At 41.1% G+C, this 23,975-nt stretch carries 24 protein-coding genes; 13 read left to right on the forward strand and 11 right to left on the reverse strand.

The genetic code is table 11. The features are described from left to right. The first annotated feature begins 174 nt into the window (after positions 1 to 174). Together NFU46_RS20495 and NFU46_RS12650 are read left to right on the forward strand one after the other, a co-directional pair. A complete protein-coding gene (locus tag NFU46_RS20495) occupies positions 175 to 492 on the forward strand; it encodes a hypothetical protein (RefSeq protein ID WP_054563095.1) in 318 nt (105 codons plus the stop codon). Between the two features lie 255 nt (positions 493 to 747). Beyond that, on the forward strand, positions 748 to 2,307 hold the full coding sequence (locus tag NFU46_RS12650) for a PAS domain-containing methyl-accepting chemotaxis protein (RefSeq protein WP_175081425.1): 1,560 nt from the start codon (positions 748 to 750) through the stop codon (positions 2,305 to 2,307). A gap of 11 nt (positions 2,308 to 2,318) precedes the next feature. Here NFU46_RS12650 and NFU46_RS12655 read toward each other — a convergent pair whose 3' ends face one another. The 5 genes from NFU46_RS12655 to NFU46_RS12675 form a co-directional block, all read right to left on the reverse strand. Beyond that, positions 2,319 to 3,368 carry a patatin-like phospholipase family protein gene (locus NFU46_RS12655; protein ID WP_175079956.1) on the reverse strand — a complete coding sequence of 350 codons (1,050 nt, stop codon included), beginning with the start codon at positions 3,366 to 3,368 and terminating at the stop codon, positions 2,319 to 2,321. Positions 3,369 to 3,395: 27 nt separating this feature from the next. After that, complete coding sequence (locus tag NFU46_RS12660; RefSeq protein WP_250660674.1) at positions 3,396 to 4,805, reverse strand: sodium:alanine symporter family protein; 1,410 nt, start codon at positions 4,803 to 4,805, stop codon at positions 3,396 to 3,398. A gap of 120 nt (positions 4,806 to 4,925) precedes the next feature. Beyond that, positions 4,926 to 5,882 (reverse strand): patatin family protein, encoded by a 957-nt coding sequence (locus NFU46_RS12665; RefSeq protein WP_175079958.1) that lies wholly within the window; start codon positions 5,880 to 5,882, stop codon positions 4,926 to 4,928. A 174-nt stretch (positions 5,883 to 6,056) separates the two neighbouring features. Next, complete coding sequence (locus NFU46_RS12670) at positions 6,057 to 7,052, reverse strand: LLM class flavin-dependent oxidoreductase (RefSeq protein ID WP_175079959.1); 996 nt, start codon at positions 7,050 to 7,052, stop codon at positions 6,057 to 6,059. 67 nt (positions 7,053 to 7,119) lie between these two features. Continuing rightward, on the reverse strand, positions 7,120 to 7,893 hold the full coding sequence (locus NFU46_RS12675; protein WP_175079960.1) for a siderophore-interacting protein: 774 nt from the start codon (positions 7,891 to 7,893) through the stop codon (positions 7,120 to 7,122). A 112-nt stretch (positions 7,894 to 8,005) separates the two neighbouring features. Here NFU46_RS12675 and NFU46_RS12680 point away from each other — a divergent pair, with 112 nt between their 5' ends. From NFU46_RS12680 to NFU46_RS12690, 3 genes are all read left to right on the forward strand, one after another. Continuing rightward, the gene (locus NFU46_RS12680; RefSeq protein WP_054563088.1) at positions 8,006 to 8,440 is read left to right on the forward strand and encodes a MarR family winged helix-turn-helix transcriptional regulator; all 435 of its coding nucleotides are present in this window, start codon (positions 8,006 to 8,008) and stop codon (positions 8,438 to 8,440) included. Between the two features lie 63 nt (positions 8,441 to 8,503). Next, positions 8,504 to 8,917: a LexA family transcriptional regulator gene (locus tag NFU46_RS12685; RefSeq protein WP_054552219.1), complete on the forward strand. Its 414-nt coding sequence runs from the start codon at positions 8,504 to 8,506 to the stop codon at positions 8,915 to 8,917. Further along, complete coding sequence (locus NFU46_RS12690; protein WP_251602300.1) at positions 8,905 to 10,161, forward strand: Y-family DNA polymerase; 1,257 nt, start codon at positions 8,905 to 8,907, stop codon at positions 10,159 to 10,161. Before NFU46_RS12685 ends, NFU46_RS12690 begins: the two co-directional genes overlap by 13 nt. Here NFU46_RS12690 and ybaK read toward each other — a convergent pair. Continuing rightward, positions 10,158 to 10,619 (reverse strand): Cys-tRNA(Pro) deacylase, encoded by a 462-nt coding sequence (gene ybaK / locus NFU46_RS12695; protein ID WP_058584327.1) that lies wholly within the window; start codon positions 10,617 to 10,619, stop codon positions 10,158 to 10,160. The genes NFU46_RS12690 and ybaK overlap by 4 nt on opposite strands. A gap of 150 nt (positions 10,620 to 10,769) precedes the next feature. Here ybaK and NFU46_RS12700 point away from each other — a divergent pair, with 150 nt between their 5' ends. From NFU46_RS12700 to NFU46_RS12710, 3 genes are all read left to right on the forward strand, one after another. Further along, positions 10,770 to 11,006, forward strand: coding sequence for a hypothetical protein (locus NFU46_RS12700; RefSeq protein WP_130167504.1), 237 nt, complete (start codon positions 10,770 to 10,772; stop codon positions 11,004 to 11,006). A 77-nt stretch (positions 11,007 to 11,083) separates the two neighbouring features. Continuing rightward, on the forward strand, positions 11,084 to 11,428 hold the full coding sequence (locus tag NFU46_RS12705; protein WP_054552213.1) for a DUF3302 domain-containing protein: 345 nt from the start codon (positions 11,084 to 11,086) through the stop codon (positions 11,426 to 11,428). 3 nt (positions 11,429 to 11,431) lie between these two features. Beyond that, positions 11,432 to 12,562: an HlyD family secretion protein gene (locus tag NFU46_RS12710; RefSeq protein ID WP_251602302.1), complete on the forward strand. Its 1,131-nt coding sequence runs from the start codon at positions 11,432 to 11,434 to the stop codon at positions 12,560 to 12,562. A 75-nt stretch (positions 12,563 to 12,637) separates the two neighbouring features. On the opposite strand, the gene dnaJ is transcribed toward NFU46_RS12710, so the two are convergent. Further along, a complete protein-coding gene (gene dnaJ / locus NFU46_RS12715; protein WP_054563084.1) occupies positions 12,638 to 13,777 on the reverse strand; it encodes a molecular chaperone DnaJ in 1,140 nt (379 codons plus the stop codon). A gap of 233 nt (positions 13,778 to 14,010) precedes the next feature. Continuing rightward, positions 14,011 to 15,933, reverse strand: a complete 1,923-nt coding sequence (dnaK, locus tag NFU46_RS12720; RefSeq protein WP_175081430.1) for a molecular chaperone DnaK — start codon at positions 15,931 to 15,933, stop codon at positions 14,011 to 14,013. A 239-nt stretch (positions 15,934 to 16,172) separates the two neighbouring features. On the opposite strand from dnaK, the gene NFU46_RS12725 reads away from it, so the two are divergent. Continuing rightward, positions 16,173 to 16,973: a thioesterase family protein gene (locus NFU46_RS12725; protein WP_251602304.1), complete on the forward strand. Its 801-nt coding sequence runs from the start codon at positions 16,173 to 16,175 to the stop codon at positions 16,971 to 16,973. Here the strand turns inward: NFU46_RS12725 and NFU46_RS12730 are convergent. Then, positions 16,962 to 17,738: an ABC transporter substrate-binding protein gene (locus NFU46_RS12730; RefSeq protein WP_251602306.1), complete on the reverse strand. Its 777-nt coding sequence runs from the start codon at positions 17,736 to 17,738 to the stop codon at positions 16,962 to 16,964. The genes NFU46_RS12725 and NFU46_RS12730 overlap by 12 nt on opposite strands. Before the next feature lie 140 nt (positions 17,739 to 17,878). On the opposite strand from NFU46_RS12730, the gene NFU46_RS12735 reads away from it, so the two are divergent. Genes NFU46_RS12735 through NFU46_RS12745 form a run of 3 tightly spaced genes read left to right on the forward strand, consistent with a single transcriptional unit; the run spans position 17,879 to position 21,380 of the window. Beyond that, the gene (locus tag NFU46_RS12735) at positions 17,879 to 19,117 is read left to right on the forward strand and encodes a PqiA/YebS family transporter subunit (protein WP_063529372.1); all 1,239 of its coding nucleotides are present in this window, start codon (positions 17,879 to 17,881) and stop codon (positions 19,115 to 19,117) included. Continuing rightward, positions 19,114 to 20,769 carry an intermembrane transport protein PqiB gene (gene pqiB, locus NFU46_RS12740; protein WP_251602308.1) on the forward strand — a complete coding sequence of 552 codons (1,656 nt, stop codon included), beginning with the start codon at positions 19,114 to 19,116 and terminating at the stop codon, positions 20,767 to 20,769. Before NFU46_RS12735 ends, pqiB begins: the two co-directional genes overlap by 4 nt. Continuing rightward, positions 20,769 to 21,380 carry a membrane integrity-associated transporter subunit PqiC gene (locus tag NFU46_RS12745; protein WP_130167506.1) on the forward strand — a complete coding sequence of 204 codons (612 nt, stop codon included), beginning with the start codon at positions 20,769 to 20,771 and terminating at the stop codon, positions 21,378 to 21,380. The genes pqiB and NFU46_RS12745 overlap by 1 nt, the downstream gene beginning before the upstream one ends. On the opposite strand, the gene NFU46_RS12750 is transcribed toward NFU46_RS12745, so the two are convergent. Both NFU46_RS12750 and NFU46_RS12755 read right to left on the reverse strand, forming a co-directional pair. Then, positions 21,363 to 21,854 carry a GNAT family N-acetyltransferase gene (locus NFU46_RS12750; RefSeq protein ID WP_062565485.1) on the reverse strand — a complete coding sequence of 164 codons (492 nt, stop codon included), beginning with the start codon at positions 21,852 to 21,854 and terminating at the stop codon, positions 21,363 to 21,365. The genes NFU46_RS12745 and NFU46_RS12750 overlap by 18 nt on opposite strands. A 3-nt stretch (positions 21,855 to 21,857) precedes the next feature. Continuing rightward, the gene (locus NFU46_RS12755; protein ID WP_251602310.1) at positions 21,858 to 22,262 is read right to left on the reverse strand and encodes an NUDIX hydrolase; all 405 of its coding nucleotides are present in this window, start codon (positions 22,260 to 22,262) and stop codon (positions 21,858 to 21,860) included. 285 nt (positions 22,263 to 22,547) lie between these two features. Here NFU46_RS12755 and NFU46_RS12760 point away from each other — a divergent pair, with 285 nt between their 5' ends. After that, on the forward strand, positions 22,548 to 23,930 hold the full coding sequence (locus NFU46_RS12760; RefSeq protein ID WP_251602312.1) for a Na+/H+ antiporter NhaC family protein: 1,383 nt from the start codon (positions 22,548 to 22,550) through the stop codon (positions 23,928 to 23,930). The last annotated feature ends 45 nt before the right edge of the window (positions 23,931 to 23,975 follow it).

The raw sequence follows: 23,975 nt of genomic DNA on the forward strand, positions 1-23,975 counted from the left end.
TTTTTATTTATCTATGCTATCATAAATTTCGTATTTAATTCATAAGCCACTAATTTTACTTAATATTATTTCTTCATCTTATTATAGTAAGACTTTCGGGTTGGGCCATAAGGCTTAGGCCTCAATACCGCTCACGAATCACATTAGTCTAAACAATAATAACAAGGATTCATCATGAGGAAGTTTTTTCTAATCATCATAATTGGCTATTTCGCATGGGATTATTATGCAGTTAATTATGGGGGTATCTCACCAACACAAACGCTTCAAACAAAAATTATTGATCCCGTAAAATCAAATTACAGCCATAATCGAGATATCACAATATCTGATTATGAAAAGCCAGAGTATGAATGTGATGGCCGACAATATTGCAGCCAAATGAACTCTCTAGAAGAAGCGTTATTTTTTACTAAAAATTGCCCTAACACAAAGTTAGATCAAAGCCCTGGTGAAGCCCCCTGCCAGAGTGATTTTATTTTGCGAGATTAATGTATTTTAAAAATCAAGTTGGCTAAATTTTACAATTTAGCTAACTTTTAACCCATCTCCCCAACTTTTCTTAGTTAAATAATATTAACTTTTGTAACATAAAACCGGAATTTTCCTAGTTCTTTATCACGAATTTATCGCTAAATTGTTTATAAACATTAGTGTTCAAATTAACACTACCTCTTTCTGGTTCAGACTGTTTTTACTCCGCTAATTTACTTTCTGAACTTAAAGCTGTACTTGGGTGATTTTAACGTGAAACATAGAATTAATACCGATACCGAAGTTAAATTTTCTGAATCTGACATCCTCTTATCAACTACAGATTTACAAAGTCATATTACTTATGCCAATGATGAGTTTTGCAAAATAGCTGGTTTCACGCTAGACGAAATGCTAGGTAAGCCTCATAACCTTGTTCGTCACTCTGATATGCCAAAACTGGCTTTCGCTGATTTATGGCAACATCTAAAAAATGGTCAATCTTGGATGGGGCCTGTTAAAAATCGCTGTAAAAATGGTGATTATTATTGGGTTAATGCCTTTGTAACACCGATTAAAGATAAAAGTGGTCGTACCGTTGAGTTTCAATCAGTCAGAACTAAACAAAGTGATGATGTCGTACAAAGAGCGACCGCTGAATACGCTAAAATAAACAATAATCAAAAATCTCATGCTACAGCAGCCAAGTTCGATTCCACTCTTTACATAAGTGCCCTATTATTCATTAGTTTTTTAGGTTCGCTGGCTGCCGTTTTTAGCTCTGGATTCGATATTTTTAATTGTCTACTAGTTCTATTTTTAGCATCAGCTAATGGGCTTATGTATTTTTGGCGTCAAAAATATTTAGCGCTTATAAATAAAGCAAAACAAGTGTTTGATAACCCTTTAATGGCCTACCTCTACTCTGGTACTAATGATCAATCTGGCTTTTTACATCTTGCCCTTGAGATGCAACAAGCTAAATTAAAAGCGGTTGTTGGTCGTGTAAATGATGTGACCATGGGCGTTAATTACAACGCGCAACAATGTGCAGAGTCTGGTCATAACGTGACTGAACTTTTAAATAAACAAACAGATGAAGTCTCTCAAATTGTTGTTGCCACAGAGCAAATGACGGCCTCAATCAATGAGCTTTCATCGAGTACAATGCAATCTAATCAAGCTGCTGAAGAGTCAAACCAAGCAACCGAACAAGGCTCACTTGCGGTCAAACAAACGATAACTTCAATTAGTGAGCTTGATGAAAAACTCAAAGCAGCGAGTAGCCAAGTAGAAAACTTAATTGAAGGCAATCAACACATTGTTGCAATTTTATCTGAGATAAACGCCATTGCTGATCAAACTAATTTACTTGCTTTAAATGCGGCCATCGAAGCTGCCCGAGCAGGCGACCATGGCCGTGGCTTTGCCGTTGTTGCTGGTGAAGTACGTGCATTGGCCTCACGTACTCAGCAATCCACAGAAGAAATAAACAATGTATTAAATCAGCTCACACACGCCTCAAAACAAGCACAACTTGCCATGCAAGATGGACTTAATTTGTCGGCTAAAAGTGTTGAGCTTGCACATCAAAGTGGTGATAGTTTAGACCATATTAAAGCTCAGTCTATCAAACTAAGTGAACTCAATAGCATCATAGCGCATGCAATGAACGAACAACTAACAGCAAGCCAAGTTATTGCTACCAACTTAACGTCAGCACAAGACTTTGCTCATGAGTGTACAGAGCTTGGCCATACTTCGCAGCAACTTTGCGAAGCGCTCCTCAGTAAAGTGACAGAGCAAACTTCCTTGATTAATCAGTTTAAGTAGCGAAAGCAATACTATTTAATAAGCTTTATTTTCGGTGTGTGCTTATTAGTACACACCGCATCGAATGCTTCTGCTAGCCGTTCTGTTTCTTTGAATACCTGCTGCCAATATTTAATGCGTGTATCAGCATCAAGTTCTGTAAAGTCTTTACGATCAGGGATTTTGCCATAAGGTAATGAAGCAACAAAGTCAGCTGATGGAGTGATCATCACTACGTTATCATAGTTACTCGGGGTAATACCGCGCTTTAGGCTCTTATCAAACCAACCTGCTTTAGGGCTGTTATTAAAATGCGGATATAAAATAAGCCCGTCATTATGAATACTTAAGTCAAAGTGATAATCGATAATACCGCCATCACGATACATACCAGGCGGTGTTCCTGTTATATTTTTAATACCCTGCATGACTAACGGAATAGAGCCTGAAGCAAGTAACGCATCCGCTAAATTATCTTCGCTTAGCTCAATAGTATGGGTATTGAAAGTATTATTATCGGAAAAAGATAACTGACTATCCGCAGGCTGAAATACATAACGTTCATATTGCTTACTTAACAAACGTCTATTCATTCGATTGACTAAGTAGCTTTTAGATAAACCCATTAACTGCATCACTTTGTTTTCTGATGCTGTAAAGCCATTCGATTTTGCAACTATAAAGTGGGCTTTAAAAATAGGGTTGTTAATGATTTCTTGAATACCATTTTCAGCAAAAACTATGCTTAATAACTCTCGCGCTTTTGTTGTTATTTCTTCTGGTTTTGCTTTATTCGATGAATAGCGTGTTTCAGAGTAAGACTTGGCTAATCGAGATATTGCAGCAACAGGGTCATTTTGTGCAAAACAAGCAGATCTAAATGCCCCGGCACTTGACCCTAATAAGTTTAAAGGTGTGGTACGGCCTTTAAAAAACTCACCAAATAGATATTTATCCAAACCAAATAATGTAAACCACTTGGGCCCGCCGCTTGCTCCTAAAAAGGTATTAAACAAATCGGCAGACAGGCCTTGCTCTTGAATTACTTTTGCAGCACTAGGCCCTGCATAAATATCTATCATGGTTACTTTTCTCGTTATTGTTTTAGCTTATTTGCGCCAAATCCCTTGTTCTGTTTGACCTTGAACCTGCACTTTTTCAGAATCAAAACTAGGTTCTTGTCCTGCTTCACGTTGACTATGATAGTCTTTTGTCACAGATAAGATGGTTGGCGTTAAGCGTATGATAGCGATAACGTTCACCACTGTCATTAAACCTAAAGCAATGTCTGCAAGATCCCACACTTGTTTAATGGTGGCCGATGCGCCCCAAATCATCATTGATAAATATAAACAGGTATAAATACCTCGGCCTAGTTTATTATCTAGTTTAAATAAATGTAGGTTACTTTCTGCATAGGCATAGTTTGCAACCACAGAAGTAAACGCAAATAAACAAATTGCAGCTGCTACAAAGTAAATGCCACCAGCAGCCATATGCGCTGTCATCGCAGATTGAGTTAAGCGGATCCCTTCCATTTCGCCGCTAATATCAATGTCAGCTAATAAAATAATCACCGCCGTACAACTACACAGCACAATGGTATCGAAAAACACCCCTAGCATTTGAATGTAGCCTTGAGTGACCGGATGATTTGGTACGGGTGATGCACAGCCAGATGCATGGGGCACACTCCCCGCTCCGGCTTCATTCGAATAAAGTCCTCGCTGAATACCATTTTTAATTGCTGCGCCCATTGCCCCTGCGCCGGCCTCTTGTAAGCCAAAAGCGGAGAGTAAAATATCTTCAATCATCGCAGGCACTTTACCGATATTCAATAAAGTAATAATAATGGCGGCGAGTACAAATAATATGCCCATGACTGGTACAATGCGTTCAGCAAAGCGGGCAATAGCTTTAAAGCCACCTAAAATAATAGAGCCTGCCAGTATCGTGATCACAATACCTGAATACAAAGTTGGAATTTCAAATGCGTAATTAAGGGCATCGGTAATGGTATTCGTTTGCATGGCACTAAACGTAAAGCCATAACCAAGGAATAAGCAAAAAGCAAAACACACTGCAAGCGCTCTGCTGTCTAAGCCTTGCTGAATATAATAAGCAGGACCGCCTCTAAACTCGCCATTGGCATCCCTAACTTTATAGACTTGCCCAAGTACGCTCTCAGCAAAACCAGTGGCCATGCCCAAAATGGCAATCACCCACATCCAAAATATTGCACCGCTGCCCCCTAACGAAATTGCAACGGCAACCCCTGCAAGGTTACCAGTACCTACACGTGCTGAAAGACCTGTACATAAAGCTTGAAACGAACTGATTGAGTTTTTATCGGTGCTGCTACTCGACTTTAATAGGCTGAACATATGGCGAAACTTAACTAATTGAATCGCTTTTAGCCTTACCGAAAACCAGATCCCAGCAAACAGAAGAATATAGATAAGAATTTGGCCTTCTCCCCAAAGAAGACCATTGATTGTCGATACAGCACTGTTAAACATGGTAAGCCTTTATTGTTCTTGTAGATAAAAAATCACAAAAAATGAATAGCTAACCACTTTAACTCTATTTACAAATATCTCAAGTAGGCAATGGGATTAATTAACTGAGCCTGCTACCAACTAATTTAGCAGTTGCTTCTCTAAAAAGGCACGACCTGCCGCTAGGCCTAATTTGTGATCATAACGAAGATCATAGTCTGTGCTACCCAGTAGCTTACTGCGTAATTTATCGCCTGCAAAAATTTGCGTGATACGGGCATCACTTGGTGGGTTGGCAATGAAATCCAGTTCATCTTGATAAGCTTGTTCGTGTTGAACCAAGTAATCAATGGTTTTAGGGCAATAACCTGATACGCAAACCAGTGACTTTAACTTATTTACCCATTCAGATTGTACTTGAAAGTTTTCATCAACAGTTCTAATAACCACAATATCACGAGCACCACGGTTATAAGCTTCTTTCACAGGTAAAGGTGCAGCTAAGCCACCATCTAAATACATATCATGCACTAAATCAGTATTAGAGCTTTGAATAATGGCATCGTTTGCGGCCTTTGTTGTTAACCAAGGTGTTAAGTTAACGCCGTCTTTATATAAAAAGGGTAATGCGCTTGATGCTTTTAACAAGGCCAACCATTGTGTATCTTCACCATTTGGGCTCAAATAATACGGTTTACGGTCAGCCGCGTTTGTGGTTGTGATCAACAGTTCGCGTTTACCTAGGCTTTGTGTTGCTGTTTTAAAATCAAGGGCACGGTTTACCTCTTTGGTTTTATCAAAATACCAATCAAGGTCAACAATGCTTTTACCAAACAGCCCGCGGCCAAGTTGGAAAAAACGTTTATGACGAGAAAGGCCTCTGATCAAACGTTTTGCATAGCCTTTTTGACGCGCTAAATAACTTGTTAAGTTCTGTGAGCCTGCTGATGTACCAATGAATAAATCGAATGGATCATAATTATTTTCTAACCACGCATCGAGTACACCTGCGGTAAAAATCCCTCGTTGCCCACCACCCTCAGCGATTAATGCTGTTTTTGTTTGTGGTTCTACTGCGGCAATTGTTTGAGATTTCACGGTGCACCTTCCTAGGGTAATAGTTAATAAATGTATTGTATAAAGTTAAATTCAATCCTTAAAACGGATTATATAAATTGATTTAATCTATAAAACCGTTTAATAAATGAGTGTCAGGGCTTAAGCAATGCGCATAAAAACTCATTACACGCATTAACTATTTGCTAAACCGTATTAGTGCATGATGCTTGCTAATATTTCCAGCGCATGTTGTCTGTCACTCAATTCATACAGGTCATTTGTAAAAATAAACTCATCAACCTGTAGCGTTTGTTTAATCATACTCAGCTTATGCTTAACGCTCGCTTGACCGCCAACAACTGAAAGCCCTAAAAAGCTTTCTACTTGCATTTTTTCTTGCGCTGTCCACAATCCTTCCATTGTTGCAACAGGCTCTTTAAGCCAAAGTGGCTTGCCGCGCATAAGTGCTAAGATACGTTGTTTCGCTGTGGTTGCTAAAAACTGTGCTTGTTCGTCGGTGTCAGCGGCAACAACAGGCAAACCAAGCATGACGTATGGCTTATCTAATACCTCAGATGGTTGAAATTCTCTGCGATACAATGCTATGGCATCTTCAACAAAGCGTGGCGCAAAATGACCCGCAAATGCATATGGCAAACCTTTTTTAGCAGCAAGCCCCGCACTATAAAGGCTTGAGCCCAGTAACCAGATTGGGACATTAGTGTCTTCACCTGGGATTGCGCGTACTGGAGAGTCACCTTTATATGGGCCAAGTAAAGCTTGCAGCTCCGTTACTTCATCATTGAAGTGTTCAGCGCGTTGTTCGTCACGGCGCAAAGCACGGCTGGTAATTGGGTCACTACCTGGTGCTCGGCCTAAACCTAAATCAATGCGACCGGGGTATAAACTCTCTAGGGTGCCAAATTGCTCAGCAACCACCAGCGGTGGATGGTTAGGTAACATCACCCCACCTGCACCTACGCGGATATTCTGAGTTTTACCTGCGATATGACCTATTAGTACTGAAGTTGCGGCACACACGATACCGCGCATATTATGATGCTCTGCCATCCAAAACCGATTAAAACCCAGTTTGTCGGCTGTTTGTGCATAGGTAACACTGTTAGCTAGTGTTTGCGAAACGGTTTCATGCTCTTTCATTGGGCTCAATTCAAGCAATGAAAAAGGTGTGTTGCTAAGATCTGACATTCGCTCTCCAAAGTTTAACTCTTTATACTTAGTTAATGAGAGCGAATGGCTATTTTTCAAATGCTAATTAGGCACGGCTTTGTTGCTGTTTTTCCACCTTTAGGCCATCGGCATCAATACCACGCTTCCAATAGGCCGATGCAACTATGTGTTCACGATCAATTTCAAAACTGCTTGTAATTAAACGGCGAATTGCCTTCACCAAATTTGCTTCTAGCGCCATAAACACCATAGGTTGCGTGTTATAACCTGCGCATAAGCGTGTTATTTGGTCGAGCAGATCGGTTTCTGGCTCATCTGTAACTAACCATTCAACACTGTGTTGGGTATGTGCTTTAATTTGCTCAAGTTCAATGATGTCGGCTTTATCAGCAACATGAATAATGACATCGACAGTGGCATCTTGTGGCAGGGCTTGTAAGTAGCCATTGATTGCATTTACAGAGGTTAAATCTGCCAGCATTAAATAATGTGTTTGCGTAAAATCAGTGAGTTTTTTAGGGCCTGGGCCTGCTATGCCTACCTCGTCGCCTACACACGCATTTTGTGCCCAGTTGGTTGCCACGCCTTGATGTTGGTTAACCACAAAGTCGAGGGTAATTGCACCGTTAATTGGGTTGATATCACGAATAGTGTAAGAGCGCATTAATGCAGGATGCTCAGCGTGTAAATCAAGTTCAACCTTAGATTCACCGGCATGCGGGAGTAATACCTTTACGTACGCACCTTTTGCATCTTGTGGAAAATCGGCAAACTCCTCTGAGCCAACAACAATTCTTTGTAGATGCGGGGAAATACGTGTAGTACTTAATACGTTTGCACGACGAACTTTTCTAGCCATCTTGGTCTCCTAGCTGGTTAAATTGCACAACGCCCCAATAGTTGATATAGTCAACTATACGCTTTTAATTGACTTTGTCAACTAATGAAAACTTGCTTAACTTAGGTGAACCATGCCACAAACCTCTCTTTCTTCTGCTTTATTTACACTGGCACAAAGTTACCGTGTCACTGTTCGCGAAGCCATTAACGCCAACGAGCTTGGTCTTAACGCACTGCATGTACGCTGCTTACATATCATTGCCGAAACACAGCACTGTACTGCCAATGATATTGTTGCCAAAACAGGTCGTGATAAAGCACAAATAGCACGCTTAGTAAAAGAGCTTATAAAGCTTGAACTGGTTTCTAAATGTGCTGACGAAAATGACAAACGCTGTTTAATTTTATCCTTTACTGATCAAGGTAACGCCCTGTTCTCGCGTTTAGAAGTTGCAGAGCAAGAGGTTGATGCCAAACTTTGCCACGGTTTAACTGATCAGCAAGTACGTGATTTTATCGCTATTGCCACAACCATGATCGAAAATATCAATCACAACACCCCGTGATCTTATTGGCAAGATAACCACAAACCACTATACTGTACAAACGTACAGTATAGTGGTTTTGTTATGCGTGTTATTCCTATTTATATCGAAGCTGGCGTATGTGGTTTTGAATCACCGGCAGCACAATACAAAGAGCTAGGCTTATCATTAGATCAGCTATTGATTAAACACCCTGATGCAACATTTATTGGTATTGCCTCTGGCGAATCAATGCAAGGTGTGGGGATTTTTGATGGTGACTTATTACTGGTTGATCGCGCCGAAGATGTTAAAAATGGCGATGTCATTGTCGCGAATCTAAATGGTTTATTTGTTTGTAAGCTATTAGATAAACACAATGCCCAGCTATTATCAGCCTCGCCTAAATACCCTGCAGTGCAACTACGCCAATCGGATGAATTTCAATTAGAAGGCGTGGTCACTCGCTCAATTCGCTTACATCGCAGTAGTAAAGAGCTATTAGCATGTACGCCTTAGTCGATGCGGTGGCCTTTTATGCCAGCGCCGAAAAAGTATTTGACCCAGCTATTCGTAGTAAACCGGTCGTGGTTCTTACTAACAACGATGGCTGTATTTGTGCCGTGTGCCCTATTGCACGAAAGCTGGCTATTCCAAAATTTCAGCCTTATTTTCAAGTAAAGAAAATACTCGAAGATAACCAAGTGGTGATCCGCTCATCTAACTATGAGCTGTATGCGGATTTAAGCGAGCGGATGATGAACGTGATTGGCCGCTTTTGCGATAATCAGCACATATACTCTATTGATGAATCATTTTTAAACTTTACTGGTTTCAAAAAACTTATCCATGATTGGCATCGCTATGGCCATGATATTCGCCGTACCGTATGGCGCGAAACAAAGCTGCCTGTCGGTGTTGGATTTGGCCCAACAGCAACCCTAGCCAAAGCCGCCAATCATGCAGCGAAAAAACTCCCCGGCTTTGATGGCGTTGCAGTGATTGACTCAGAAGCTTCACGGGTAGCCATTTTAAAAGCCATGGACGTACAAGATGTTTGGGGCGTTGGTCGACGCTTAGCTAAAAAACTCAAAGCAATGAATATTAATACAGCCTTTGATTTAGCCGAGCAAGAACCACGAAAAATAAAGCGCCTATTTAGTATTGTATTAGAGCGCACAGTGAACGAGTTACGCGGTAAAAGCTGTTTAGCCTGGGATGAAGTACGCCAAGACAAAAAAGAGATTTTTTCGACCCGTAGTTTTGGAGAGCGTATCACTGACGCCACCGCGCTGAAAACGGCACTGATCAATCATTGTGTCATTGTAGCAAGAAAACTACGTGCGCAAGGCTCACACACTCAACGCTTATTAATGTTTGTGGCCAGTTCTCCTCACCAAGATGGCTATTATAAAAAGTCCTATATTTATGAGTTTAGTGTCGCCACCGCCGATAGTTGTGTGTTCGCCAATGCTATCAGCGAAGTATTTGAGCACCTTTATAAACCTGGAGTACGATTTTATAAATGTGGTGTAGGTGCTCTTGAGTTATCAAGCCAAATGTTCCAGCAACCTGATCTATTTCAAGCGCCTATCGATAACCCAAAACTGATGAAGTGTCTTGATAGCATTAACACTCGTTATGGCGTGGGTACCCTTGCCATAGCCAGCGAAACTCCAACGACCCGTTGGCATATGAAACGCGCGTACTTATCACCTCATTACACAACCCGCTGGCATAACCTACCAAAAATACATTGTTAAAAGTCTGCCAGCTTAGCATTTAATAAACTGCATAAATCCTTAGGCGCCAAAGCAATCTCAAGGCCTCGCTTACCAGCTGAAACATACATCACATCAAAGCTATCTGCAGATTGATGCACATAGGTATTAAGGCGCTTTTTCTGACCTAGCGGGCTTACCCCACCTAAAATATAACCTGTGGTATTTTCGACTTTTTGTTGTGGAGCCATTTGTACTTTTTTAACCTTTGCCGCTTTTGCTAGCATTTTAAGGTTAACTTGCTGGCTAACTGGCACAATAGCAACCAAAAGCTGGTGGTCAGCATCTTCAAGTACTAATGTTTTAAATACTTGCTCTGCTGGTAGCTTAAGCTTTTCAACCGCTTCAAGGCCAAACTGTTGTTGCGAAGGCTCATGCTGATAGCTGAGCACATCAAAACTAATACCTTTCTTCTTCAGTAAGTTTATAGCCGGCGTCATTGATTTTCCTATAACTAATTAATTAGCAGTCACTTTATGAAACATACCGTGAACAAGGAATATAAGGCAATAGAAAAACCGCTACAAAACACACTAAATAGGCCTAATTCGACTACACTAAAGTAATGAATCCTGGGCAGGGTATCAAGCATGTCTAGACACACAGGGCTCTATCTAGCCAAACAGTTATTTATCATACTCACCCTATTGTATGCAGTGAATTTTGTGTGCAACGAATACCTAGCATGGAATGCTTACATGGATTGTCAGAGCAAATGCCATACGCTTGGCTTAGAAAAAGGCCGAATACAAAACACTACATTTTCAGAGGATGTGACTTTATGTCGTTGCCTTGCTGATACCGACTACTACGTTGTGCTGAACTAAATCTGAAAATACCGACTAGGAATTAGGTAAATTTCACGTATTATTAAATTGATTATAAGTTAAACAAAGGAAAGTACATGTTTTTAGACTACTTTGCACTGGTCATGCTAGTGTTTGTAACGGTAGTAATATTTTATGGTGTTATTGCCATTCACGATATTCCCTACGAAATTGCCAAAAAGCGTAATCACCCTCATCAAGATGCCATCCATTATGCAGGCTGGGTTAGCCTATTTACCCTACACGTGCTGTGGCCATTTTTATGGGTTTGGGCGACATTATGGCGTGATGACCGCGGTTGGGGTTTTAACCAGATCCAAAAGGAACAAGAAGACTTAGCTGAAAAAGTGGCAAGCCTGACAGCCACAGTGGCAGCGCTACAAGCACAAATAAATGCTCAATCGAATAATAAAGAGAAATAGAATATGGATTTGTTATTAATACTCACCTATACCGCATTGTGCATTGGTATCTTTAAAGTTTTTAAAATCCCACTTAATAAATGGACAGTACCTACCGCGGTACTCGGTGGTGTGGTCCTTATCGGCGCTTTGATCCTGTTAATGAACTATAACCATCCACATTCAAATATGGCCAGCAGTGCCTATGTCACAACACCGATTGTGCCAAATGTACGCGGTACCGTTGAAGAAGTTGCAATAAAACCAAATCAGCCTGTTAAAAAAGGTGCCTTACTGTTTCGCCTAGACGATACCTTATATCGAGCCAAACTAAATCAAGCGATTGCCGCTTTGCAAGATGCAAAACAGTCAGTGCTCGGTTTAGAAGCGGCCTATAAATCAGCACAAGCCAGTGCCCTAATGGCTAAAGCTGAATATGATCGTAGTAAGAAAGAATACGAACGTTATGAAAAAGGCGCAAAAAGCGGTGCTTACTCAAAAGGCCAAGTTGATAATAAATTAGGTGTATACTTAGCAGCAAAGGCAAGTTACGAAGCAGCACAGGCCGAAGAGTTACGTCAGAAACTTGCATTTGAGTCAGAAATAAATGGTGAGCAAACTAAAATTGCCGCAGCTCGCGCTAATTTAGAGCAAGCTCAATTTAACTTAGACAGCACAAGCGTTTATGCACCTACCGATGGCTATGTTACACAACTAACATTACGCCCTGGGATGATTGCAGTACCAATGCCACTACGCCCAGTAATGACCTTTGTGCACAAAGAAGATACCGTTTACGTCGCTGCATTTAGACAAAATTCACTATTAAGACTCGAACCAGGCTACAAAGCAGACTTTATCTTTAAAGCTATTCCTGGCAAAACCTTTGCGGGTGAAGTAATCGATGTATTACCTGCTATTGGTGAAGGGCAAGTACAAGCACAGGGCACACTGATGGGCACTGAGTTTTTTGCTCGCCAAGGCCGCGCAATTGTCACCTTAAAAATCACAGACGACATGAGTGAATATCACCTACCACAGGGGACAAGCACAGAAGTCGCTGTTTATTCAGAACACTTCGAGCACGTATCAGTAATGCGTAAAGTATTGATCAGAATGAAAAGTTGGCAAAACTACCTATTCTTAGATCACTAAAGTAGGCAATTACCAATAAAAAAAGGCGCTTATTAGCGCCTTTTTTACTCTCTAACTAAAGTTGCTTAACTAGAGTTACTTAGTTAGGTCATCGAAGAATTTCTTCACACCGTCAAAGAAACCTTTTTCTTTTGGACGGTTTTTAGAGCCATCTTTACCCATGCTTTGCTCAAGTTCTTCAAGCAATTCACGTTGACGATCATTAAGATTAACCGGCGTTTCAATAACCACTTTACAGATCAAGTCACCTTGAGCGCCACTACGTACAGACTTAACGCCTTTACCACGCATACGGAACATCTTGCCCGTTTGGCTTTCTGATGGGATCTTCAGTTTTGCACGGCCATCCAGTGTCGGAACTTCAATTTCACCGCCCAGTGCTGCTGTTGTAAAGCCAATAGGCACTTCACAATACAGGTTATTACCATCACGTTGGAAAATCGGATGTTCACGTACAGAAACCTGAACGTATAAATCACCAGCTGGTGCTCCATGCATGCCCGCTTCACCTTCGCCCGATAGACGAATACGGTCACCTGTATCAACACCCGCTGGGATCTTAACTGATAAGGTCTTAGTTTTTTCTACGCGACCTTGACCATGACAGCTGTCACATGGATCAGAAATAATTTGACCTGTGCCCTGACACGTAGGACACGTTTGCTGAACCGCGAAGAAACCTTGGCGCATTTGTACTTGGCCTGCACCATGACAGGTAGTACATGTTTTTGGTTTAGAACCAGCTTTTGCACCGCTACCGTCACATGGCTTACAGCTAACCCAGGTTGGTACTTTAATTTCGACATCTTTACCACGAACAGCCTCTTCAAGGCTTAAGTCCATGTTGTAACGTAAGTCCGAACCACGTTGTTGACGTGATTGACGACGACCACCGCCACCACCAAAGATATCTCCAAACACATCACCGAAAATATCACCAAAATCACCATGACCGCCGCCGAAGCCACCGCCATGACCGCCACCACCTTGTTCAAAGGCTGCATGGCCGTACTGATCATACATTTGACGCTTTTGCGGGTCAGTTAGTACTTCGTAGGCATCTTTTACTTCCTTAAATTTAGCTTCAAGGTCTTTATCGCCTGCGGTACGGTCTGGATGATATTTCATCGCTAAGCGCTTATACGCTTTTTTTATGTCTCGTTCGCTGGCATCTTTGCTCACGCCGAGAACTTCATAATAATCGCTTTTTGACATATCTATCACACTACTCTTTTTACTGCAGCTACACTGCGTAAGGTAAATCGACTGATACAAATCGTATTATGGTCAAAACCATTTAAGAGGATTAGCAACTTATCAATTTACCATTTATATACATGCAAAAGGCGCGTCAAGCGAAATCGCTGGCGCGCCTCAATCATTTCATCCTAACTTAATTGGCTAAACAAAGCAGCCATTATTACGTTAGGCAGAAGCGAAACAAGCAATTACTTGTCGTCTTTCACTTCTTCGAACTCTGCATCAACAACATCGTCGTCTTGTTTTGCAGAAGATTGCTCAGCACCTGCATCCGCACCGCCTTGTTGCTGCTGTGCTTTAGCTTGTGCAATTTCCATTAGCTTTTGTGACTTCTCAGCAAGAGCTTGTGTTTTCGCTTCAATCTCTTCTTTATTGTCACCTTTAATCGCCGCTTCTAGCTCTGTAAGCGCAGCTTCGATTGCTTCTTTATCTTCTGCAGGTAATGCATCACCCGCTTCTTCGATTTGCTTACGTGTACCGTGAACCATTGCATCAGCTTGGTTACGAGTCGCTACTAGCTCTTCGAATTTCTTATCTTCTTCAGCGTGCGCTTCAGCATCACGAACCATTTTTTCTACTTCATCATCGCTTAGACCTGAAGAAGCTTGGATTGTGATCTTCTGCTCTTTACCTGTATCTTTATCTTTAGCAGATACATGTAAGATACCGTCCGCATCTACGTCGAATGTTACTTCGATTTGTGGAGTACCACGTTGTGCTGGGCGAATACCTTCTAGGTTAAATTGACCTAGTGATTTGTTATCGCTTGCACGCTTACGCTCACCTTGTAGTACGTGAATCGTTACCGCTGATTGGTTGTCTTCAGCTGTTGAGAAAACTTGTGATTTCTTAGTAGGAATCGTCGTGTTTTTCTCGATTAGCGCTGTCATTACTTGACCCATAGTCTCGATACCTAGTGATAACGGAGATACGTCAAGTAGTAGTACGTCTTTAACGTCACCAGCTAGTACACCACCTTGAATCGCTGCACCTACTGCAACTGCTTCATCTGGGTTAACATCTTTACGAGGCTCTTTACCAAAGAACTCAGCAACTGTTTTTTGTACTAAAGGCATACGTGTTTGACCACCAACAAGGATGATGTCATTTACGTCGCTTACTGATAAATCAGCATCAGCTAGTGCGCGCTTAAGTGGCTCGATTGACTTAGTTACTAAGTCTTCAACAAGTGACTCAAGTTTTGCACGAGTAACTTTCACGTTCATGTGCTTAGGACCAGTTGCGTCAGCAGTCACGTACGGTAAGTTAACTTCTGTTTGTTGTGCAGAAGAAAGTTCAATCTTCGCTTTTTCAGCAGCTTCTTTAACACGTTGCATTGCAAGCGGGTCGTTCTTAAGGTCGATACCTTGATCTTTCTTAAACTCTTCAACTAAGTAGTTGATAACACGGTTATCGAAATCTTCACCACCTAAGTGAGTGTCACCGTTAGTTGCTAGAACTTCAAACGTGTGCTCGCCTTCAACTTCGTCGATTTCGATGATAGAGATATCGAAAGTACCACCACCTAAGTCATATACTGCAACAACGTTTTCACCTTTGTTTTTGTCCATGCCGTATGCAAGTGCAGCGGCAGTTGGCTCATTGATGATACGTTTAACTTCAAGACCAGCAATACGACCAGCATCTTTAGTTGCTTGACGTTGTGAGTCATTGAAGTATGCAGGTACTGTGATTACTGCTTCAGTAACCGCTTCACCTAGGAAGTCTTCTGCTGTTTTCTTCATTTTTTTCAGCACTTCTGCTGAAATTTGTGGTGCAGCACGTTTCTCGCCACGTGCTTCAACCCATGCATCACCGTTATCAGCTTTTACAATTTTAAAAGGCATGATACCGATATCGCGTTGTACTTCTTCGTCTTCAAAACGACGACCAATTAGACGCTTGATTGCAAATAATGTGTTAGTTGGGTTAGTTACTGCTTGGCGTTTTGCAGGTTGACCAACTAATGTTTCACCGTCTTGCGTATATGCAATGATCGATGGTGTTGTGCGATCGCCTTCCGCGTTTTCGATAACGCGTGCTTTATCACCGTCTAGTACTGCTACACAAGAGTTAGTAGTACCTAAATCGATTCCAATAATTCTACCCATGAATCTTCTCCAACTTCAAAATTCGTTAAAACGTTCGATGACTAGTAGATAGGGGTGCAGGAAACTGAATTCAACTGTAAAAATGAAAAAAAATTACTTTTTTTTGGAATATTTTCGAAATGGGCGTTTTTTCCACAAAAAGCGCTGTTTTCTCAGCCTGCTTGCAGGATAAACAAACTGGTCTGATGACTTTAGCTATGCTATAACAAACACCATAACAATAAATGTTAAGGAAAATTATGCATTTTGAACAATTACTCGCCATGGCAGCTGAACTAGGCAAAGACAAAACAAAAGTTATGCAGTTTCCAGAAAACTGGTGCCAAGGTCGCACAGCGTTTGGTGGATTATCTGCAGCTTTATTATATCAAGCAATACGTCAGCATATCGATAGCTCTCGCCGTTTATTATCTTTAAGCACTAACTTTGTTGGCCCGTTAATCGCTGACAATGATTTTTCAATCGAAGTTGACGTTTTACGCGAAGGCAAAAACAGTGCGCAGGTACTAGCAAAAGTGATTCAAAATGGCGATGTTTGTGTTATTACACAAGCCTGCTTTGGTGCACAGAGACAGTCCGATGTTCGTGTAGATGTCACTAAGACCATGCAGCTAAAACCGGTTGATGAGCGTTTCACTCTACCTTATAAGGAAGGCGTCATGCCGGCATTTTTCCAGCATGTGGCATTGTGTTTACAAGACGGCAATATGCCTTTCTCTGGAGCAGATACCTCACATTTAGGTGGCTGGATGAAATTCAAACATGTGCCAGAGCAAATGACTGAAGCCCATATCATCGCCCTAACAGATGCATGGCCACCAACCTTATTACAAATGTATAAGCAACCTGCACCAGCAAGTAGTATGTCGTGGTACATAGAATTTGTAGAAGAGCCTGCAATTGCCCATGATGCTTGGATTGGCTACGAAGCGGTTACACACCATAGTAAGGATGGCTATGGGCTAGAAGATGGCTGCATTTGGAGTGAAGACGGTAAGCTAATTGCGCTAAGCCGCCAAACCGTCGCGTTATTCGCGTAACTCGGGCTTTGAAAGTTGCGCGTACTCAGTACCATCAAGGCGAATAATTGCTTGGTACTGGCCTGACTCAATGATCTCACCAAGACCCAAATTAAAGGTGTTTTTTAAGGTTTTACTGTAAAAGAACGCAGGTCTTGGTGCTTCTTTAAAAATTGCATGCACAATAAAAGGTTTAACCTCAGCGCTTTGTTTATATTTTTCTAAATAATATAAAAACACTCGGCGCTCTAAGATAATTACATCGACCCAGCCTTTCATAAGGTGATCAACTTGTGCTTCTTGATTAACTACTTCTTCATAAGAACGCAAAATATTAGTAACCGATTTAAAAGGTGCTTCAATGAAATTCGTCGCATTTTGAAAGGCAAGCACGCTTTTACCTGCTAAATCGTAAATACTATTAATTTTCAGCTCTTTATTGGCAAGGCTAACCGCCACATTTTGGTAGCTCAGTAGCTCGTCACTTTTATAAACATGCGGCGTGAGTACGGGTGGAAAATTTAATGCAATATCTACTTTGCCCTGCATAAGCTGCTGCTCAGCACGCTTATTAGACATGTAATGGATATCGATATTAGATATGCCTTGCGATTTTAAAGCAGCTTTCAATATTTCGAGTTGAATACCGCTGTTAGTGTCTTGAATGACGTAAGGAGGCAAAGAGGCGCTTGCAGCAACAACTATAGGCTTTTGCGTATTTGGCTCAGATAAACACTCACCTTTAACACTAACAAACAACATTAAAAGGATAAATAATTGCTTCACTGCTCACCTTAAAGAATTAAATGTATTAAAAAGCGTAATCGCTTTGTACAAATATTAGCTTATATTAAACAAAGGTGCATTTGAATTTATACACTATTTGATGCAAACTTAACTAAGTTCTTGTTTAAGAGACCCTAAGTTTGCAAACAGCCTGTCCTAGCTGCGATCTTGTCATTGAGATCCCACACTTAAGTGCAAAACAAGTGGCAATATGCCCTCATTGCAATACAAAGCTTTCGGCATCGCAAGCTAACCAAGATAGTATGGTGGTCGCACTAAGTTTAAGTGCTATTGTTATGCTACTGAGTAGTATGTTTTACCCATTTCTGTCTTTTACCAGTAGTGGTATTACCCAAACAATCACCTTACCAGATGCCGCACGTATTCTCTTTAATTACGACAACGACTTTTTAGGTTTGTTCATCGACACCAGTATTATTGGTCTGCCACTACTTTTATTAGTACTCATAATTCCTCTGCATTTAGGCTTACTAAAAGCGCTGCCGTATCAATGGGGAAAAAGACTGTTAAAAACCACCTTTGCGTTAGAGCCTTGGATCATGTCTGAGATTTTTTTAATTGGTGTGATGGTCAGTATGGTTAAAATCATGTCGATGGCCGATATTGAATTTGGTGTAAGCTTTTGGGCTTATAGCGCTTTTGTTATCTGTTATGTGGCAGCCACAGCAAAATTAAATAAGCACACCTTATGGCAACAATTAAAAGAACCAGAATATATAGAGCAAACACAGCCAAATACGCGTGCTATTGATCAAGGTTTAAGAGCATGTCATGTTTGTGGGCAACTGTGTGCGACCGAAATCTGTTCACGCTGCGACTCTAAAACTTACAGTCGTAACCCTTTTAGTGTGCAAAAAGCCGCAGCATGGTTATTAACCTCAGTGGCCTGTTATATTCCTGCTAATGTCTATCCTATTATGTACACCACAAGCCTTGGCGATGAAACTCCATCGACCATTATTGGTGGCGTAATGATTTTATGGAATAGTGGCTCGTACCCTATCGCAATGATCATCTTTTTAGCGAGTGTGGTTGTTCCCCTTGCCAAAGCGCTAATATTAAGTTTTTTATGCTTTATGGTGATGAGGCCAGCAAACAGACAAACTAAAAGCTATACGCGTATCTATCAATTGACTGAATTTATTGGTAAATGGTCAATGATCGATGTATTTGTTGTGGCGATTCTAGTAGCCTTAGTGCAACTCGGAAACTTAATGTCAGTAACACCTGGCATTGGCACAATATTTTTTACAACCATGGTTATTTGCCAGATGTTGGCAGCCCATGCGTTTGATCCCCGTTTATTGTGGGATAACCCAGATAACTTAAGTACTGCGAAACAAGAGACCTTGGCATGAGCGAAACCGCTAAAATAAAAACAGCGCCAAATATATCGGCAATCTGGATCATTCCAGTTATTGCCTTATTAATCGGCGCATGGATGTTGTACCAGTATCAAGCAAATAAAGGCACCACCATCTTCATCAAAATGCCTCATGCAGAAGGTATTGTAGCCGGTAAAACAGAAATAAAAGTACGTAGCGTGAAAATTGGCCAAATCGACCATGTTCGTTTATCAGATAAACAAAATAGCGTTATCGCACGGGCGCAAATCGATAAACATTACGACGATTTACTCACAGATGATGCGAAAATTTGGGTTGTAAAACCACGGATTGACGATACCGGCATAAGTGGCATGAGTACCCTACTCTCTGGTGTGTATTTAGAATTTGCACCGGGAGAGAGTAAAAAGCTGGCCGAAAGATTTGAGCTACAAGATGAACCGGCTTTAATTGGTAAAGATGTAAAAGGTGGGCGCTTCACACTGTTAAGTTATAACGCAGAAGTGCTTGATGTGAGTACCGGTATTTACTTTAAAGATTACAAAATTGGCCAAATAGAAACCGCCACCTTTGATTGGAAGAATCAAGCGATGAAATATGGCATTTTTATCAATGAGCCATATCAAAACTTAATCACCTTAAACTCTATTTTCTGGGTAAACTCAGGCATCGAAATAGACCTCTCTGCAGATGGTATTAATGTTAATACAGGCTCGTTAAGTAAATTGCTCAAAGGCGGTATTTCTGTTGGTATTCCTGAGCAACAAGCGCCCGGTGAAGTTGCCAGTAACGGCCATAGTTTTTCTTTAAGTAATAGCTACAAAGCCGCCTTAGAGGAACGCTTTTATGATTTTGACTATTACTTAATTGACTTTGAGCAATCAATTCGCGGCTTACGCGCTGGCGCTCCTGTAGAATACCGAGGTATGCGTATCGGTAGTGTAGTTGAAGCACCTGCAAGTGTGATAATAGATGGTAAGCCTGCACACTTTAGAACTGATAACACCGCAGTACCTGCCCTGATAAAGATTGAATATGGGCGCCTCTACCACGACAGTACAGCAGCACGCGAGTTTTGGCATTCGAGTTTAAATGGCTGGATCAAAAATGGTCTTCGAGCATCTTTAAAGCCGGGTAACTTACTCACTGGCGCCGTGTACGTTGACTTAGATATTTACGATAATGCAGAGCCTGCCGAATTAAAGACAATAGCCGAGTACACTGTATTCCCGAGTGTATCAAGCGGTATTACAGTCATAGCCGACCAAGTCTCTGATGTATTAAATAAAGTAAATAACCTTAAAATTGAAGATAGTTTGGCACAAATGCAGACCACCTTTGCCGAGTACCAAGCGCTTGCTCATGACATGAGAGAGTTACTAAATAAGCAAGATACACAAGACTTACCGGGTGATATAAATCGCAACTTTGCAGAAATGACTAAGAGCATGCAACAGTTCGATAAAACCATGAAACAATTTGAAAAGACCATGGCAAGTTATGAGCAAGGTTCAACATTCCACCAGCAGTTGCAAACGACTTTATCTGAATTTAAACGTTTAAGTGAAGAGCTACAGCCATTCACAAGAGGTTTAAACCAGCAACCTAATATGTTGATCTTTGATAAAGAGCTACCTGCCGATCCAACGCCGAGGAAACAATAATGAACTATAAACTCTGTGCTTCAGTGGCATCAGTGCTGTTACTTTCGGCCTGCAGTCAAACGTCATTCTCGACCATTGAGTATTATCAATTTTCGCAGCCAATTACTGCGATGCAACGCTTAGCAGAAAATACGCAAGCTCAGCTCAGAATTAACACCGTACAGCTACGTGGTGCGCTTAATAATCGCGGTATTGCTATGGTTCTCGACAACAACCGAGTCAATGCTGCTAACTACCATTTATGGAGCGAATCACCTGATTTAATGTTAACCGCCAGTGCCCATCAACAGCTTTACACTGACCTTGATAATTGGATGGTAATAAAAGGCTTGCCAGTGATCACCGATTTAGATCAGCAAAGCTTTTATGAATTAGAGTATGAGCTACATCACTTCAACGGCGATGAACAAGGCAATGCCAACATTGCCGGGCTTTGGCGTTTGTACTATACAAACCCTGAATCTGGCCGAAAGTTAAAGGCGGTCAATTATTTTAATGAGCTTACACCACTTCAAGACAGTGATTACGAAGGGCTTGTCGCAACACTTGAGTCAACGTGGCTAAAGGTCAACAAACAGGTTGCAAACGAAGTATCAAAGCTTGCTCTTTAATAAGAGTTTTAGAGGCTGATTGTCATCGTTAATGATGACATCGCCTAGAAACTCAAAACCAAGTTTCTGTAACACCTTCTGTGAACCAATATTTGTTTGCGAGGTTATTGCAGCAAGCACACCAAGCTCTAATACGTGTTTTTTTGCCATCAATAACCGAGCAGCAGCTGTAATAATACCCTTGCCTTCATATTTAGCTAACAATGCAAATCCTAAATCGGGGATAGCTAACGCATCGCGCTGAAAGAGCCCCACCATTCCAACCGGAGTATCATCAGCTAAACAAACAATATAACTGCCAAAGCCCAATTGCTGGTGGCTATTTATAAACGTTTGTTGAATATAATGCTCAGCTTGTACAGGCGTATTAATATTTTTATTACCAATGTGCTCTAAAAATGTTGCTTGGTTTAAAAGCTCAACGATAAAAGTCGCATCATCAGGCTGCCCGGCACGTAAATATATATCTAACATTTATTAAAACACCTTACTAACGACATCATTGGTAAAATCAAGGCAGTCAAGAACACGCTCTTTTTGTACTTTAGATAACTCGTCTATATCGAAGTAGCCGAACTCTGTGTGCTCATCGCTCAACATTATCTCAGCGTCCTCAGCCATATGAGCACGGAAAATAAACGCATGAGAGTTAAACGCTGTGTGATAATAAACACCACTTAAATAAGCTATTTCTACGTCACAATTAAGTTCTTCTTGGCATTCGCGAAGTAACGCTTGATGAATGGTTTCACCTTTATCTAAAGCGCCGCCAGGTAACCCCCAACTTTTTTGACCGTAATCAGCTTTTAGTAATAACACTTGCCCTTGGTTGTTGGTGATAACCGCATGGCTACTGAGTCTGTAAGTATCTGAAAATGCCATAATCCCTTTGCTCATTTAATAAAAAGTGACGTTATTGATGAGTGTAAAATAATTATCATCGCAATAAAAATTGTTATTGACTAAATTAATATTCAGGATTATTTTTCTTGCGATGTTTTGGGCAAAACAAAAGCAGTATACCCTCTATACTGTCTGGCGCCAGCCAACGCAGGCACTTTCCCTAATGGGTCCATAAAAGTGTGTTCGCGTAAAGCAGTTACTTGAGTCGATAGACTTCTGATTTCTGTAAGCAATCTCGCATTGCTTAACTGTGTGAAAAATATAATGCAAGAACCTTCTGCGTTAAGTTTACTGCCGCCAGTATTGGTGGTGGTTTTGGCCGTATTTTTACGCCGCCCTATTTTATCTTTACTAATTGGATCTTTGTTTGGTTTAGCCATGCTAGGCCCAACCGCTGTGTTATCCAATTTTGCTGATATTTCATTAAAAGTAATGCAAGACGAAACCATTGCTTGGCTAATTTTAGTCTGTGGTGGGTTTGGTGCATTAATCGCTTTATTAGTGAGAACCGGAGGTGCAAGTGCCTTCGCCGAATTAGCGTTAAAATTTGCAAAAGGCCAGCGCTCATCGTTGCTGATGACCTTTGTGCTAGGTGTGATTATTTTTATTGATGATTACTTAAATGCATTAACCGTTGGTGAAACCATGAAGCGTATCACCGATAAGTTTAAAATTAGCCGTGAAATGCTCGCTTATGTTGTTGACTCAACTGCTGCGCCTATCTGTGTGCTTGTACCACTCTCTACATGGGCCGTTTTTTTTGGCGGCTTGTTAGTTGATAATAATGTTGCACCAGAAGGCCAAGGTATTGCCGTCTACATTCAAGCAATCCCTTATATGTTATACGCTTGGTTTGCAGTCATTGTGGTATTACTGGTTAGCTTAAATGTCATCCCTGCTTTTGGTCCGATGAAAAAAGCACAACTACGTGCCATGAATAATCAAATCGAGATCTCAAGCAGCCTATACACAGATATTCAAACAGCAGATGAATACGCAGTGAAAGCAGCGGAAGAAAACTTTGAAACAGCAGCATCAAACGGCAAACTCTATAACTTTTTAGTGCCGATAGTTTTACTTGTTGCGTTTACTGTTTACTTTGACATTGACGTATATAAAGGATTGCTTGCAACCTTTACCGTTGTTTTACCTTTTTACATGTTACAAAAGTTAATGACATTGTCAGAACTCGTTGAGCGTATGCTCGATGGTTTTAAAAGCATGATCCCCGCTATTGGGACTGTGGTTGCTGCATTTATATTTAAAGATGTGTGTGACCAATTAATGCTTCCGCAATATGTCATTAATACATTAAGCCCTTATATGACAGCACAGTACTTACCTGCCGTGGTGTTTTTAGCAATGGCAGTCCTTGCTTTTGCAACGGGTTCAAGCTGGGGGATTTTCGCGGTAACGATTCCTATTGTAATGCCACTGGCTTACGCAATTGATGCCAATATTCCTTTAGTGATTGGTGCTTTGTTGTCGGCGTCGTCATTTGGTAGTCAAGCGTGCTTCTATTCTGATTCCACGGTACTTGCCGCGCAAGGCTCAGGGTGTGATTTAGTCAGCCATGCTATCACGCAACTGCCTTATACCTTACTTGCAGCAAGCGCTGCATTTATAGGATTTTTGCTTATCGCATAAATCAAAAAGCCCAAGCAATTGCTTGGGCTTTTGTTTATCAACTAT

Origin of the sequence: Pseudoalteromonas sp. NCCP-2140 (assembly GCF_023708065.1) — a bacterium.
Lineage (GTDB): Bacteria > Pseudomonadota > Gammaproteobacteria > Enterobacterales > Alteromonadaceae > Pseudoalteromonas.